Here is a 13,868-nt window from a genome sequence, read left to right on the forward strand (position 1 = left end):
CGGGCCGGGTGTTCGTGGCGCGATGTCGCGGAAATGAGGGCTGGGTCACAGGCGTGAGGGGAGTGTGCGCCTTGGGTCGAAGCAGGGTCGGTAGCCAGCCAGTAAGGTGTGAGGTGTGCACCCGGTGGAGCGTCGATGACCAGCCAGCTGCGACGAGACATTCATGCTCTTCTGTTGCCAGGCTTCTCCGGCACCGCGGTTCCGCAGTGGGTGGCTGAGACTGAGGATCTGGGCGGTGTCCTGCTTTTCGGCCAGAATACGCCGGACCTCGAGACTACGGTCGCCCTCACTCAGGCGTTGCGCGCCGCGCAGCCCGGGTTGCTGGTGGCGATCGATGAAGAGGGTGGCAACGTCTCGCGTCTGCAGGCCCAGGCAGGTTCGGACCTGCCGGCACCGGCCGCCCTCGGCACCATCGACGATCCCGCGCTGACCGAGGCCTGTGCACACGCGATGGGAGAGCTCATCGCTGCCTGCGGTATCGACCTCACGTTTGCGCCTGTGCTCGACGTGGCCGCGCGGCCCGACAACCCTGTGATCGGTCCCCGCTCGTTCGGTGCAGACCCAGTACTGGTGGCGCGGCACGGACGGGCCGTGATTCGAGGACTCCGTGCCGCCGGTGTGCTCAGCGGAGGCAAGCACTTCCCGGGGCACGGTGACACCGATGTCGACTCCCACCTCGCGCTCCCGCGCCTGGACGTCACGGACGCTGAGCTCAGCGCACGCGATCTTCCACCGTTCATCGAGGCGTTTGCCGAACGTATGGACACGCTCATGGTCGGGCATCTCATCGTGCCCGCCTGGGACCCGCATGCGCCCGCGTCACTGTCCGCGGTGGCGATCGACCGTGCGCGTTCCTTGGGCTTCGCCGGCCCGGTGGTGACAGATGCGCTGGACATGAAGGCGGTCTCGGAGGACGGCGTCGGAGCCGCTGCGGTGCGGGCGATCGCCGCAGGCGCCGACCTGCTGTGCCTGGGCTCTACGGCCGAAGTTCCCGACGACGCAGCTCACTTTTTCCAGGTGCGCGACACGATTGAGGACGCCGTCCGGGTGGGGAGTCTTGATGCGGGCCGTATCCGCGAGGCAGCGGGACGCGTACGGGCACTGCGCGGCCGTTCCGGCCGGCCGGTGCCGGACCTTGACCGTGTCGGAGCACGCGTCGAAACTCTCGGTCTGGAGGCGGCCAGGCGCGGACTGCGCGTGCGCGGCGACGTCAGGTTGCAGGCGGGGGACGTTGTCGTCGACCTGATCACTCGCTGGGACCAGGCCGCTGGTGCCACCTCCGGACCGGTCGTCCGCGAGCTCAGCAACGCCCTCGGACTGACGCCGCTGAGTGCAGCGGACACGCCCCGCGTGCTGGACGGCGCTCGCCTGGCAGTCGTGGCCCGGGAGTCTGACGGTCGCCTGCTCCGCCTACTCACCGACCACCCGGACGCGGTTCTCGTGCATGTCGGGGTGGAGGATGCTGCCCCGGATCACCCGCATATCGTCTACACCCACGGGATCGCGCGAGCCAGCGCTCGCGCGGCAGCTATCGCCTGCGAGTCCTCCAGGAGGTTTCGCACCGGTGACTTACAGGAGGACGCATGACACCGCACCCGCAGGACACGCCGTTGCGTGTGCAGTCCGCCACCGAGGACCGCAATCCGCGCACCACCGAGATCGACACGCTTACCTCGGGCGATCTTGTGCGCCTGATCACCGCCGAGGATGCTGCCGTCGTACCGGCCGTGGCCGCGGTCGGTACGCAGATCGCGACACTGGTTGACCTGGCAGTCGATGCGCTTGGCTCCGGTGGGCGGATCGTCTACGTCGGGGCGGGCACGTCAGGTCGCCTCGGTGTGCTCGACGCTGTCGAGTTGCTCCCCACCTACCGCGTGGGTTCGGATCAGGTGGAGGCGTTCCTCGCCGGGGGAAGTGAAGCGATGACTGCTCCCGTCGAGGGGGCCGAGGACGACCCCGCGGCCGGAGCGGCGGCCGTGGCGGAGGTCGGACCGGGCGATCTCGTGGTGGGACTGGCGGCGAGTGGACGCACGCCCTATGTGGGCGGTGCCCTGGAACAGGCCCGATCCCGCGGCGCTGCGACTGGGCTGATTGCCTGCAACCCGCGCGCCACGCTCGCTTCATCGGCCGATGTGGCCGTACTGGTCGATACCGGACCTGAGGTGGTCACCGGGAGCACGCGGATGAAGGCGGGTACCGCGCAGAAGCTGGTGCTCAATACCTTCTCCACCGCGACGATGGTGAGACTGGGCAAGACGTACTCGAACCTGATGATCGACGTGCTGCCGACGAACGAGAAGTTGCACGCCCGGATCGTGCGGATGCTCGCACAGGCCACCGGGCGCCCGGCCGATCAGTGCCGGATGGCGCTGACCGAGGCGGGAGATGTGCGCACAGCGCTCGTGTGTCTACTCGCTTCAGTGGATGCGCTCGCGGCGCGCGCCGCACTTGCCCAGCATCCTCCGGACCCGGCTCGCGCTGGGGATCCGGCGGGGATCCGGACCGCTGTCGCTGAGCTCGGCGGACAAACTGTCGCGCTCGGCGGGTAGACCCGCCGAGCGCGACTGGCGATCATCGTAGCCAGGGCAGGCGCTGGACGATGGCGGTACCTGCCCACCATTTGCCCAGGCCCCAGGTGTCCCCGGCGAGGGTGAGAGCGGCGACGATCAGCAGCAGCGCTTCGTGCCAGTGCGAGTCGATGATCGGGTTGGTGGCCGGCTCGCCGATCCATGGCAGTGCCACCAGGTACATGAACAGCATCAGCAGTGCGCCGCCGACGGCGGCGATGCGTAGACCGGCCCCGGTGATCATGGCCACGCCGATACCGAGCAGACCGATCATGAACAACGCGTCCCCGAACGGGTTCAGGAAGAGATCCTGGAACAGGCCTGCGAGCGGCTGCGACGGGTCGAGATTGCCGAGATACCCCTGGGCGGGCGTGCCACCGTTGATCCAGGCTCGTTCAGCTGGGGTGGTGAATCCCAGGCCGAAGGTCTTGTCCAGGAATGGCCACAGGAAACTGAAGCCGATCACGATACGGCCGATCGCGAGAGCCCGCCGGGCCCACACGGAACGGATGAGGTCGTCCTGCGTCCTCGTACCAGTAGCGGTCTGAGAGAGTGTCGTGCTCATCGTCGGTGTCCTTGTCTACGGGGGTTCTGGTGCACCCCGTGACACGTAGTCTGCTCCGGCGCCGTCCTCCTCCCTAGGGCCGAAGGTCCCACGGACACTCTCCACCCCTCGGGTCAGCCCTGACCCTGCGGCACCCGGAGCATCCCCTCCTGGGCGATTGTCGCGACCAGGCTGCCACTGCGGTCGAACACCTTCGCCTCACCCAGTCCACGACCACCCCGGGCAGAGGGGGACGACTGCGCGAACAGCAACCACTCCCCAGCGTCGACATCACGGTGCCACCACATGGCATGGTCGAGACTGGCCACACTCGCTTCCCTGGTCATCCACGACAGGCCGTGCCGGCGCATGATCGGCTCCAGCATCACCTGATCGCATGCGTAGGCGAGCATGGCCCGTTGCTGCAGCTGGTCACCGGGGATCGGTGCCCGTGCCCGCATCCACAGGAACTGCCGGTCCGAGTGCTCGGCGGCAGGTCCGGTGAACAGGTTCCCGCTGACATGGCGCAGATCGAAGGCGCCGTTGCGGTAGAAGAACTGCGCGACCGGGTGGTCGAGGGAGTTGAACAGGGCCACCGAGCTCGGCAGCGACTCCGGCTCGGGTACCTCCGGCATCGGGTCAGCATGCTCCAAGCCGGGTTGCTCGGACTGGAAACTCGCGATCATCGACAGGATCGGCTTGCCGGATTGCAGCGCGTGGGTACGCCGCGCGCTGAACGATCGACCATCCCGCAGCCGCTCCACGGCAAAGGTGATCGGATCCTCCAGCGACCCGGGCCGCAGGAAGTATCCGTGCACAGAGTGCGGTAGCCGGCCGGGGTCCATCGTGCGTCCGGCGGCCAGCAGTGCCTGCGCGAGCACCTGCCCGCCGTAGACGCGGCCGTGCAGCTGCGGCAAGGAGGTCCCGACGAAGGTGTCGGAGTCGGTCTGCTCGAGGTCGAGCGCAGCTAGCACTGCCGCCAGCGGCATGGGCTCCTCGCCGTGTTCGCCCATCACTCCTCCTCGAACGTGTTCACCAGGGAGTGCGCGGCGCGCTCCAGGTAGTCCCACAACGTGGCGCGATGGATGGGAGCCAGGTCGGCCTCGTCCACGGCCACGCGCATGAAGTCCAGCCACCGGTCACGGGCGGCGGGGGAGACCCGGAACGGCGCGTGTCGCATCCGCAGTCGCGGGTGGCCGCGGGTCTCGGAGTAGGTGGTCGGACCGCCCCAGTACTGCTCGAGGAACATCCGCAGCCGGTCCTCGGCAGGCCCGAGGTCGGCGTCGGGGTACATCGGGCGCAGCAGGTCATCGCCGGCGACCTGCTCATAGAAGCGGTGCACGATGCGGCGGAAGGTCGCTTCGCCGCCGATCGCTTCGTAGAAGGAGGGCTGGCGTTCGCTACGCAGCGGCCCCGCGGCGGACAACCCCAGGGTGGGGCGGTTGCCGGCTGCGCTCTCGGGATTGGTGCTCACTGTCCCAGCGTAAGAGATCGCGCGCAGGGTCGGAGCCGACGCACGACAGCCGCCGACCTCTCCCTCGTCCTCGCAGGCGCCGTTCCTGCTACAGCGCCAGGTCGGCAAGCACCGGGAGCGCCTCACGTACCGCACGCCGCGCATCGTCCGCACTGTCTGCGGCGAGGGCGAGCCCGGCTGCCGCCTGGCACTCCTGGTGGGTCACTGCGCCGAGCAGGGCAGCCACGTCCCCCAGCGCCCGCGGTGTCATCGACAGGCTCGCGACGCCGAGTCCCACGAGTACGGCCGCCAGAGCCGGCGAGGCGGCGGCCTCTCCGCAGACCCCGACAGGGCGCCCCTGCGCCTGTCCGCCCGTGCACGTGAGCTGGATGAGCCGCAGTACCGCCGGGTCCCATGGCGTAGACAGGGGCGCGAGCGCACCGAGGAGCCGGTCGGCCGCCAGGGTGTACTGCACGAGGTCGTTGGTCCCGATCGAGGCGAAAGCAGCGCGTGCCAGCAGGGGGCCGGCCAGCAAGGCTGCGCTGGGCACTTCGACCATCACCCCGGCAGTGCGGAGCCCATGTGCCGTGCAGCGAGCCACGAAGTCCTCGGCCTCGGCCACCCGGCTGATCATCGGAGCCATCACCCACACGTCCGCCTCGTACTCGTCCGCTGCCCGGGCGATCGCTGTCAGCTGGTGATCGAGGACGTCGGGGTTCTGCCATGACGTGCGGTAGCCGCGCACACCCAGCGCGGGGTTGGTCTCGTCGGTATCTGTCAGGAACGGCAGTGGCTTGTCCGCCCCGGCGTCCAGGGTGCGGATGACCACCTTCTTTCCCGCGAACGCCGCCATCACGGGCCCGTAGGCGGCGACCTGCTCGTCGATGGTCGGCTCGTCGTCACGGTCCAGGAAGCAGAACTCAGTCCGGAACAGGCCCACCCCCTCGGCTCCCGAAGCCGCGGCGGGCTCGGCGTCTTCCGCCTCCCCGACGTTCGCGAGCAGCTCCACCCGATGACCGTCCTTCGTGGTGCCCGGGGGAGTGAACGTGCGCACGGTAGTGCGCTCGCGGGCTGCAGCGACCGCTTCCTCGGACGGGTCGAGGTAAACCTGACCGGCCCCACCGTCGACGAGGACGACCATGTCGGTGCTGATCTGCTCGACTGCCTCCCCGATACCGACGACGGCGGGGATGCCGATCGCCCGGGCGAGGATCGCGGTGTGTGAGGTGGGTCCGCCCTCTTCGGTGACGAGACCGCGGACGATCTCCGGATCCAGTTGCGCCGTATCGGCTGGAGCGAGGTCGCGGGCGACGAGGATGAACGGTTCCTCCCGGCGTGGCACTCCCGGCGTGGGCGCGCCCAGCAGGTACGCCACGATCCGGTCCCGCACGTCGATCACGTCGCGCGCACGTTCGGCGAGGTAGCCGCCGAGCGACTCGAACTGGTCGGCGACCGCCCCCGCAGCCTCCCAGACTGCCCGCTCGGGGCTGACCCTGTCCGCACGCACCCGCTGCTGGGCGTCCCGCACCAGCGTCGGATCCTGGGCGATCTGGGCTGTGGCCTCCAGCACATCCCGTGCCGTGCCGTCGGTCGCCTCCGCTCGGTCGGCCAGGTCCCTCCCGACGGCGCTGGCCGCATCCGCGATGGCCGCAGCACTGACCTCGGGATCGGCCGAGCTGCGCCGTTTGGGCGGCTCACCGGCGGCACTGGTCATCCACACCGCCGGACCGGCGGCGCGCCCTGGTGAGACACCTGCTCCCGAGATGCCCACCGGATGGTCGCCGTGCGTCATGGATCGCCTCCCCGTCGTTGGTTGCTGATCATTGTGCTGGTGGGCAGTGCCCAGGGCCATGCGGTTGTAGAGTGGGATGTATCACAGAGCGATCGCATCGACGAAGAAGGAGTGGACGTGACCAAGGCTGAGGAGTTCCTCGCGGCACTGGGCGGCGACCAGAACGTGGTCGACCTGGAGCCGTGCATCACGCGGTTGCGGGTCGAGGTGACCGACCCGGGGCTCGTGAACGAGGACGGCCTACGTTCACATGGTGCCTTCGGTGTGGTGCGGTCCGGTCGCGTGGTGCAGGTCGTGGTCGGGCCGGAGGCGGATGATCTCGCCGCCGAGATTGACGGGTTGCGCTCCGGGGCCTGACTCGGCGGAAGCGGTCGGCGTGTGGTGCTGATATCACCAGCTGGTGCCGACGCGCCCGCAGGCGGCGTCTCTGGCAGGATCGGGCCAAGCAGATCATGGTGAGCCGGATCGATGTCAGGAGCGGACCACCGTGCCGCCGAACCGACTGATGGGGAGCGTTGGACCACGCCGTGACCGAAGAGAGCACTGGTGCCTTGAGCGAAGACTTGCGTGCGCTCGCGGCCGCCTACGGGGTCGCGACGGACTTCTGGGATTTCCACGGGGAGCACCGCGACGTCCCGGCCGCCACGGTGCGTGCTGTGCTCGCTGCGATGGGGGTGCGAACCGGCTCCGCTGAGGAAATCCTCGCCGAGCGCTCCCGCGCCGATCTCGCGCCGTGGCGCCGTGTGCTGCCTCCGTGTGTGGTGATCAGGCAGGGCACCGAGGCCACTGTGCCCGTCCATGTCGACGACGGTATGGCCGTGCGGGCACATGTGGTGCTCGAGTCCGCAGGATCCGTCGAGCTCGCACAGTCGGATCGCTGGGTCGAGCCGCGAACGATCGACGGCCGGTCCGTTGGCGAAGCGACCTTCATCCTGCCGGACGATTTGCCGTTGGGATGGCATGAGCTGGTGGTGGTGGTCGGTCTCGACGAGGAGAGTCGTGCGCCGTTGGCCGTCACCCCGGTCACGCTCCCGCTCCCGCCGTTGCGGGAGGATCTCGGCGGCCGCGGATGGGGACTGATGGCGCAGTTGTACTCGGTGCGCTCTCATCGCTCGTGGGGAATCGGGGACTTTGCGGACCTGGCTGAGCTCGGGGCGCTCGGGGCCGAGGTGGGGGCGGATTTCCTGCTCATCAACCCGGTTCATGCAGCCGAGCCGAGCGTGCCGATGACGCCCTCCCCGTACCTGCCGGCGACGAGACGGTTCGTCAACCCGATCTACATCCGTCCCGAAGAGGTAGCCGAGGCGGCGTACCTGCCCAACAATCAGCGCACGCTCCTGGAGTGGGGAGCGCAGTCGGTGCAGGTCATGAACACCGATACCTCGCCCTTGGACCGGGATGCGGTCTGGCAAGAGAAGAGGTCGGCACTCGAGACGATCTTCGCCGCGGGCCGAAGCCGCTCCCGCCAGGGCGAGTTCAACCGGTTCCGCGCTGAACAGGGACAGGGGCTGGAAGATTTCGCATTGTGGTGCGCCGCCCGGGAGTCCTTCAGCTCGGACGAGTGGCCGCTCACCGACGGCGCCACCTCTGGTGCGATTGCCGCGCTGCGTCGTCAGCTGGCCGAACGGGTCACCTTCCACTGCTGGCTGCAGTGGGTGGCCGATGAGCAGCTGGCCCGGGCCCAGCGGGTCGCGCGTGAGGCCGGTATGCGCATCGGAGTCATGCAGGACTTGGCGGTCGGCGTGCACCCGGAAGGGGCCGACTCGTGGTCGATGCGGCACGTGCTCGCCCGGGGGATGTCGGTCGGTGCGCCGCCGGACATGTACAACCAGCAGGGGCAGGACTGGTCCCAGCCGCCGTGGCGGCCCGATGCACTCGCCGACGTGGGGTATGCCCCCGTGCGCGATCTGGTCCGTACCGCACTGCGTCACGCGGGTGCGCTCCGGGTTGACCACATCATGGGCCTGTTCCGGTTGTGGTGGATACCCCACGGCTGCAGCGCGGGAGAGGGCACCTACGTCAGCTACGACCACGAGGCGATGGTCGGCGTGCTGGCACTGGAAGCACACCGGGCCGGGGCCGTGGTGATCGGTGAAGACCTGGGAACGGTCGAACCGTGGGTGCGCGACTACCTGAGCGAACGGGGGGTATTGGGCACCTCGGTGCTGTGGTTCGAACAGGAGGATGCTCGTCCCAGGCCGCCGGAGGACTACCGCGAACTGGTCCTTGCCACCGTCACCACCCACGACCTGCCCCCGACGGCCGGATACCTCGCTGAGGAACACGTCGATCTGCGGCACCGCCTCGGACTGCTGACTGAACCGGTGGAACGCGTACGACTGGCCGCACGAATCGAGCGAGAACGCATGCTCCAGGGGTTGCGTGAGCGGTTCCTGCTGCCCGCCGATCCCACGGAGCGCCAGATCGTCGAGGCCTTACACCGCTACGTCGCCCAGACTCCCGCCGTCCTGGTGGGGGTCTCGCTCGCCGATGCGGTGGGTGAGCGCCGCGCTCAGAACCAGCCCGGCACCGACACCGAGTACCCGAACTGGAAGATCCCCTTGGCCGACGGTGCCGAACAGGCTGTGCTCGTCGAGGATCTTCCGGGCAATGCCCGGTTCGCGTCGCTGGTGACGGCCCTGACCCACGAGCTTCGCGAACGCGGGTGAGGACGGCCGATGACGCTGCATGTGCTCGCCCCGGTCTCAGGAGACGTGATGGCGATGTCCCAGGTTCCGGACCCGGTCTTTGCGCAGGAGATCGTCGGACCCGGGGCCGCGATTGACCCGTTGGCTGCCGCCGCTGGCGACCCCGTGGACGTGCTCGCCCCGATCTCCGGGCGCATCCTGAAACTGCACCCGCACGCTTTCGTGGTGGTCGCCGCGTCAGGTCAGGGGGTGCTGGTGCACCTGGGTGTCGACACGGTCCAGCTCGGCGGCGAGGGCTTCACCGTGCACGTGGCCGAGGGCGAGAGTGTGGAACGACGCCAGCGGATGGTCACCTTCTCGCCACGGGAGATTGCCGACGGCGGCCGCTCGCCCGTGTGCCCGGTGGTCGCCCTGGAAGCGGTGTCGGAGGCGGTACGTATCGGCCCCCGCGGGTCCGTCCAGGCGGGGGAGTCGCTGCTGGAGTGGATCGAGTGAGGGCTCAGCCCGCCGAACGGTCCACCTGCTGTGCGGCCAGGGCTCGTCGCACCGTGTCACGGTTCTCCACCATCAGGCGGCGCAGCGCCGGCCTCCGGTCGCCGAGCTGATCGAGGAAGGCGTCGGTGCGGGCGAGCACGTCCACTCCGGTCGAGGTGTCGATATCGGCGATCCGGGAGGGGTACAGACCCACCACAATGTTCTGGGCGATCTCGTTCGTGCGCTTGGCCCAGACTCCTTCGATCGCTTCGAAGTAGCGATCCGCGAAGCCGGCCAGCAGGGCTCGGCCCGCCTGCCCGTGCACTCGCGTGAAGCCACCGATCAAAGCGCTCTGGACGGCGTTCGGGAGGTCGTCGGCGTCCACCACGGACGCCCAGACGGCCTCCTTCGCCTCCCTCGTCGGCAGGGATGACCGGGCTGCTGCCGCGGCCCTGCGTCCAGCCGCAGTGGAGTCACGCTTCTCCTCGGCCGCGATCTCGCGTTCGCCGACCGCTCCCAAGGTTGCCATCCTGCTCAGGAGCTCCCACCGCAGATCGGTGTCCACCGTCAGACCCTCGAGGGTTGTCTTGTCGGCGAGTATCCGGGTCAGTGCGGCCCGGTGCGCGGCGGTGGTCGCGTGGGTCGCGAACGCCTTGAGGAGCTGGAACTGACTGTCCGACCCAGGTGTGGCTGCGTTGGCGAGGTCCCAGAGTCGATCCGCGACGGTGGCCCTGACCCGGTCGACGTCCGCTGGGTCGGTGTAGAAGGTCACCGCAGTGGCGAGTTGGCGCAATAGCACCAACGCCATGGTGGAGTCGGTCTCGGCGCCGATGTTGTCCGTCACCAGGTCGATGAAGCGACGTGCCGGCCACTCCCCGTCCCGGGTCATGTCCCATGCGGAGCTCCAGACCAGCGAACGGGGGAGGGAATCGGTGAAGGCATGCAGGTGCTGGGTCGCCGTCGTGAGCGAGTTCTCGTCGAGGCGCATCTTCGCGTACGCCAGGTCGTCGTCATTGACCAGGATCAGCTGCGGTCGGTCGATCCCGACGAAGTCCGGCACGGGGGTGCTTGCCCCGTCGATGTCGAGTTCGACCCGGTGGGTGCGCCGCAGATGCCCCTCGGCATCGATGTCGTAGCCGCCGACGGCGATGCGGTGCGGGCGCAGAGCCGGGTGCTCGTCGGGAGCCTCCTGGCTGATGAAGAAGGAGGCGATCCTGCCCATGGAGTCCACCTCGATCTGCGGACGCAGTGTGGTCACGCCTGACTCTTGCAGCCACACGCGTGACCAAGCGCTCAGGTCGCGACCACTGGTGGTTTCCAGCTCGGCGAGCAGATCGCGCAGCTCGGTGTTGCCGTGGGCGTGCTTGCGGAAGTACGCCTGCACGCCGGCGAGGAAGTCCTCTTGCCCTACCCACGCGACGAGCTGCTTGAGCACCGAGGCGCCCTTGGCGTAGGTGATGCCGTCGAAGTTGACCTCGACGTCCTCGAGGTCGTTGATCTCGGCCACGATGGGATGGGTGGTGGGCAGCTGGTCCTGCCGGTAGGCCCACGACTTCTCCAGTGAACTGAAGGTGGTCCACGCCTGTGTCCACCGCGTGGCTTCAGCGGTGGCCAGCGTGGAGGCGTACTCGGCGAACGACTCGTTCAGCCACAGGTCGTTCCACCAGCGCATGGTGACCAGATCGCCGAACCACATGTGCGCGAGCTCGTGCAGGATCGTGACGGCTCGTCGTTCGATCGTGGCCTCGGGCACCTTCGACCGGAAAATGTAGTTCTCCACGAGGGTCACGCAGCCGGCGTTCTCCATCGCACCGGCGTTGAACTCCGGTACGAACAACTGGTCGTACTTCTCGAACGGGTAGGCCATGTCGAAGGCCGTCTCGAAGAAGGCGAACCCGGCGCGGGTGACCTCCATGATGTTCTCGGAATCCAGGTGCTCGGCGAGGGATGCCCGGCAAAACACTCCCAGCGGGACGGTGCGACCGTCACGGGAGGTGAGCTCACTCTCGACCCGGTGGTAAGGGCCGGCGACCAGGGCGGTGACATAGCACGGCAGAATCCCGGTGGGCTGGAAGACCCAGGTGGCTGCGCCGTCGTGGGCCGCGCGGGGTGCGGGAGTGGGAGCGTTGGAGACCACCTCCCAGTGCTCGGGCGCGGTGACCGTGAACTGGAAGGTGGCCTTGAGGTCGGGCTGCTCGAAGACGGCGAACATTCTCCGGGTGTCAGCCACCTCGAATTGGGAGTACAGGTAGACCTCCTTGTCCACGGGGTCCACGAACCGGTGCAGTCCCTCCCCGGTGTTCATGTAGGCGCAGTCGGCCACCACGTGGAGTTCGTTCTCGGCCCGGAGGCCGTTCAACTGGATCCGTGAGTCGGCGAACACCAACTCCGGGTCCAGCGAGACTCCGTTCAGCACGATCTCGTGCACAGCCGGCGCGATCAGGTCGATGAACGTGCTCGCTCCAGGGGTGGCAGTGAACCGCACTCGCGTCCTCGAGCGGAAAGTCGGTTCGGACCCGATGAGATCGAGCGCTACCTCGTAGGCGGCGGGTTGGACCGTCGCGGCCCGTTCAGCAGCTTCGATACGGGTGAGGTTCTCTCCAGGCACGAACGTTGCTCCTCATCGATGCGGGCAGATCGGGGTGTGCTACCCCGGCCGGTAGCGCAGTGACACGATCCTGCCATCACCAACCGCCACGGGAGCGGCACCCGGCCATAGGGTGGGTCCATGATCGATCAACGGTGGGTTTTTCGCGACGACGTCGAGGCGACTGAGGCAGGCGGCGGGGTCACCCGCCGGGTGCTCGCCTACGACCAGGCGATGATGTGCGTGGAGAACACGTTCGAGACCGGAGCAGTCGGGCCGCTCCACCACCACCCGCACACCCAGATCACCTATGTCGTCAGCGGGGTGTTCGAGTTCGAGATCGATGGCGTCGTCAAGACCGTCAGAGCCGGTGATTCGATGCTCAAGGCGAGCAACGTCGAGCACGGGTGCCGCTGCCGTGAGGCGGGAGTGCTGCTCGACCTGTTCACACCGATGCGCGAGGATTTCGTCTGAGCGTGCCTCCCCGGCCGGTTGACTACCCGGGTCGGAGCGCGGCATAGAGCGCCATGTCGCGTCGCACACCGTCGATCTCCTGGTGCGAGCGGAGCAGGCCCTCCCGCAGGTAGCCGGCACGCTCGGCCGTACGGATGGAGGCAATGTTCCACGGCTCGATGTACAGCTCGATTCTGTGCAGCGCCGGGATGCTCCAGCCGAAGCCCGTCAGCGCGATCAGTGCGTCTTTGGCGTACCCGCGTCCACGACATGGTGGCGAGATCGAGTAGCCGCCTACAGCCCGGCCGCTGTCGAGGGCTCGCAGGGAGAGACCAGCATGGCCGACCGCACGATCGGTGCGCTTGTCGGCCACGGCGAACGAGTAGCCCGTCCCTTGCTCGGCCCGGGCGAGCTGGCGCGAGATCCACGCCGCGGCCTTGTCGTCGTCGACCTGCGCAGGCACGGACCCGATGGTGGGGATGTAGGAGTCGGAAGCGAACTCGGCCACCAGGCGGGCATCGATCGCTCTCCAGGGGCGCAGCAGGACCGATCCTGCTGAGGGTGCCTCGGACGGCCACGTAAGACGCATCCGGCGATCATCCCAGCCACCTCACCCTCGCGGAATGTCGGACGGTCGTTCTCGGTTGGCGACAATGGACATGTCTCGACCTGACGAAGGAGATTCGATGAGCACTGCCGCCCAGGCCGCCTCTGATTCGGCCGATGCCACGCACACAGACGTCGCCGACTTCTGGTTCGACCCCGCCTGCCCGTGGGCGTGGATGACCTCCCGCTGGATCACCGAGGTGGAGAAGGTCCGTGATATCTCTGTCCGCTGGCACATCATGAGCCTGTCGGTCCTGAACGAGGGGCGGGACGAGCTGCCCGAGGAGTACAAGGCGATGCTCACGAAGGCCTGGGGCCCCGTGCGGGTGATCAACGCTGCCCGGGTGCTGCACGGCGAAGAGTGGGTCAAGCCGCTCTACGACGCGATCGGCACACGTTTCCACCCGGGAGGCCGCGGCGACGACCGGCATGAGGTGCTGGTCGAGGCGCTTGCTGAGGTGGGTCTTCCCGCCGATCTGATCCGGTTCGAGGACTCCGACGAGCACGACGAGTCCCTGCGCGCCTCGCACGCCGCAGCCATCTCGCGCGTCGGTGAGGACGTCGGCACGCCGGTCGTCGCCTTCAACGGCACGGCGTTCTTCGGCCCGGTCATCACCCCCGCACCCAAGGGTGAGGAAGCCGGCAAACTGTGGGACGGCGTGGTGGCCGTGGCTGCCTATCCCGGCTTTTACGAGATCAAGCGCACCCGCTCCCAGGGGCCGATCTTCGACTGAGAGTTCTCTC

At 68.3% G+C, this 13,868-nt stretch carries 13 protein-coding genes; 7 read left to right on the forward strand and 6 right to left on the reverse strand.

Features of this window, described 5'->3' with window-relative positions; all coding sequences use genetic code 11:
- Nucleotides 1-135 precede the first annotated feature (135 nt).
- On the forward strand, nucleotides 136-1,587 hold the full coding sequence (locus FV560_RS14160; RefSeq protein ID WP_159622198.1) for a glycoside hydrolase family 3 N-terminal domain-containing protein: 1,452 nt from the start codon (nucleotides 136-138) through the stop codon (nucleotides 1,585-1,587).
- Nucleotides 1,584-2,549, forward strand: a complete 966-nt coding sequence (gene murQ, locus FV560_RS14165; protein ID WP_159622199.1) for an N-acetylmuramic acid 6-phosphate etherase — start codon at nucleotides 1,584-1,586, stop codon at nucleotides 2,547-2,549. The genes FV560_RS14160 and murQ overlap by 4 nt, the downstream gene beginning before the upstream one ends.
- Before the next feature lie 22 nt (nucleotides 2,550-2,571).
- Here the strand turns inward: murQ and FV560_RS14170 are convergent, their stop codons facing one another.
- The 4 genes from FV560_RS14170 to ptsP all read right to left on the reverse strand — a co-directional run bounded on the left by FV560_RS14170 (nucleotide 2,572) and on the right by ptsP (nucleotide 6,356).
- The gene (locus tag FV560_RS14170; protein WP_159622200.1) at nucleotides 2,572-3,132 is read right to left on the reverse strand and encodes a DoxX family protein; all 561 of its coding nucleotides are present in this window, start codon (nucleotides 3,130-3,132) and stop codon (nucleotides 2,572-2,574) included.
- A gap of 113 nt (nucleotides 3,133-3,245) precedes the next feature.
- On the reverse strand, nucleotides 3,246-4,124 hold the full coding sequence (locus FV560_RS14175) for an acyl-CoA thioesterase (protein WP_159622201.1): 879 nt from the start codon (nucleotides 4,122-4,124) through the stop codon (nucleotides 3,246-3,248).
- Complete coding sequence (locus tag FV560_RS14180) at nucleotides 4,124-4,519, reverse strand: globin (RefSeq protein ID WP_235020144.1); 396 nt, start codon at nucleotides 4,517-4,519, stop codon at nucleotides 4,124-4,126. The genes FV560_RS14175 and FV560_RS14180 overlap by 1 nt, the downstream gene beginning before the upstream one ends.
- 154 nt (nucleotides 4,520-4,673) lie before the next feature.
- Nucleotides 4,674-6,356 (reverse strand): phosphoenolpyruvate--protein phosphotransferase, encoded by a 1,683-nt coding sequence (ptsP, locus tag FV560_RS14185; RefSeq protein ID WP_159622203.1) that lies wholly within the window; start codon nucleotides 6,354-6,356, stop codon nucleotides 4,674-4,676.
- A 117-nt stretch (nucleotides 6,357-6,473) separates the two neighbouring features.
- On the opposite strand from ptsP, the gene FV560_RS20155 reads away from it, so the two are divergent.
- The 3 genes from FV560_RS20155 to FV560_RS14200 all read left to right on the forward strand — a co-directional run bounded on the left by FV560_RS20155 (nucleotide 6,474) and on the right by FV560_RS14200 (nucleotide 9,499).
- Nucleotides 6,474-6,713 (forward strand): PTS sugar transporter subunit IIB, encoded by a 240-nt coding sequence (locus FV560_RS20155; protein ID WP_193498624.1) that lies wholly within the window; start codon nucleotides 6,474-6,476, stop codon nucleotides 6,711-6,713.
- A 170-nt stretch (nucleotides 6,714-6,883) separates the two neighbouring features.
- Entirely contained in the window at nucleotides 6,884-9,025 is a 2,142-nt protein-coding gene (gene malQ / locus FV560_RS14195; RefSeq protein ID WP_200837702.1) for a 4-alpha-glucanotransferase, read from the forward strand.
- A gap of 9 nt (nucleotides 9,026-9,034) precedes the next feature.
- The gene (locus FV560_RS14200) at nucleotides 9,035-9,499 is read left to right on the forward strand and encodes a PTS sugar transporter subunit IIA (RefSeq protein WP_159622206.1); all 465 of its coding nucleotides are present in this window, start codon (nucleotides 9,035-9,037) and stop codon (nucleotides 9,497-9,499) included.
- Nucleotides 9,500-9,503: 4 nt separating this feature from the next.
- Here the strand turns inward: FV560_RS14200 and pepN are convergent, their stop codons facing one another.
- Nucleotides 9,504-12,086: an aminopeptidase N gene (pepN, locus tag FV560_RS14205; RefSeq protein WP_159622207.1), complete on the reverse strand. Its 2,583-nt coding sequence runs from the start codon at nucleotides 12,084-12,086 to the stop codon at nucleotides 9,504-9,506.
- Nucleotides 12,087-12,206: 120 nt separating this feature from the next.
- Between pepN and FV560_RS14210 the strand changes: the two genes are divergently transcribed.
- On the forward strand, nucleotides 12,207-12,539 hold the full coding sequence (locus FV560_RS14210; RefSeq protein ID WP_159622208.1) for a cupin domain-containing protein: 333 nt from the start codon (nucleotides 12,207-12,209) through the stop codon (nucleotides 12,537-12,539).
- 22 nt (nucleotides 12,540-12,561) lie between these two features.
- Here FV560_RS14210 and FV560_RS14215 read toward each other — a convergent pair whose 3' ends face one another.
- Complete coding sequence (locus tag FV560_RS14215) at nucleotides 12,562-13,107, reverse strand: GNAT family N-acetyltransferase (RefSeq protein WP_159622209.1); 546 nt, start codon at nucleotides 13,105-13,107, stop codon at nucleotides 12,562-12,564.
- A gap of 97 nt (nucleotides 13,108-13,204) precedes the next feature.
- On the opposite strand from FV560_RS14215, the gene FV560_RS14220 reads away from it, so the two are divergent.
- Nucleotides 13,205-13,858, forward strand: coding sequence for a mycothiol-dependent nitroreductase Rv2466c family protein (locus FV560_RS14220; RefSeq protein ID WP_159622210.1), 654 nt, complete (start codon nucleotides 13,205-13,207; stop codon nucleotides 13,856-13,858).
- The last annotated feature ends 10 nt before the right edge of the window (nucleotides 13,859-13,868 follow it).

Origin of the sequence: Ruania rhizosphaerae, assembly GCF_009805705.1 — a bacterium.
Lineage (GTDB): Bacteria > Actinomycetota > Actinomycetes > Actinomycetales > Beutenbergiaceae > Ruania > Ruania rhizosphaerae.

Excerpts from the sequence above, each read along its gene's own strand:
- FV560_RS14160 (WP_159622198.1), top strand. The coding sequence starts at position 136 with ATGACCAGCCAGCTGCGACGAGACATTCATGCTCTTCTGTTGCCAGGC.
- murQ (WP_159622199.1), top strand. The coding sequence starts at position 1,584 with ATGACACCGCACCCGCAGGACACGCCGTTGCGTGTGCAGTCCGCCACC.
- FV560_RS14170 (WP_159622200.1), bottom strand. The coding sequence starts at position 3,132 with ATGAGCACGACACTCTCTCAGACCGCTACTGGTACGAGGACGCAGGAC.
- FV560_RS14175 (WP_159622201.1), bottom strand. The coding sequence starts at position 4,124 with ATGGGCGAACACGGCGAGGAGCCCATGCCGCTGGCGGCAGTGCTAGCT.
- ptsP (WP_159622203.1), bottom strand. The coding sequence starts at position 6,356 with ATGACGCACGGCGACCATCCGGTGGGCATCTCGGGAGCAGGTGTCTCA.
- FV560_RS14200 (WP_159622206.1), top strand. The coding sequence starts at position 9,035 with ATGACGCTGCATGTGCTCGCCCCGGTCTCAGGAGACGTGATGGCGATG.
- FV560_RS14210 (WP_159622208.1), top strand. The coding sequence starts at position 12,207 with ATGATCGATCAACGGTGGGTTTTTCGCGACGACGTCGAGGCGACTGAG.
- FV560_RS14215 (WP_159622209.1), bottom strand. The coding sequence starts at position 13,107 with ATGCGTCTTACGTGGCCGTCCGAGGCACCCTCAGCAGGATCGGTCCTG.
- FV560_RS14220 (WP_159622210.1), top strand. The coding sequence starts at position 13,205 with ATGAGCACTGCCGCCCAGGCCGCCTCTGATTCGGCCGATGCCACGCAC.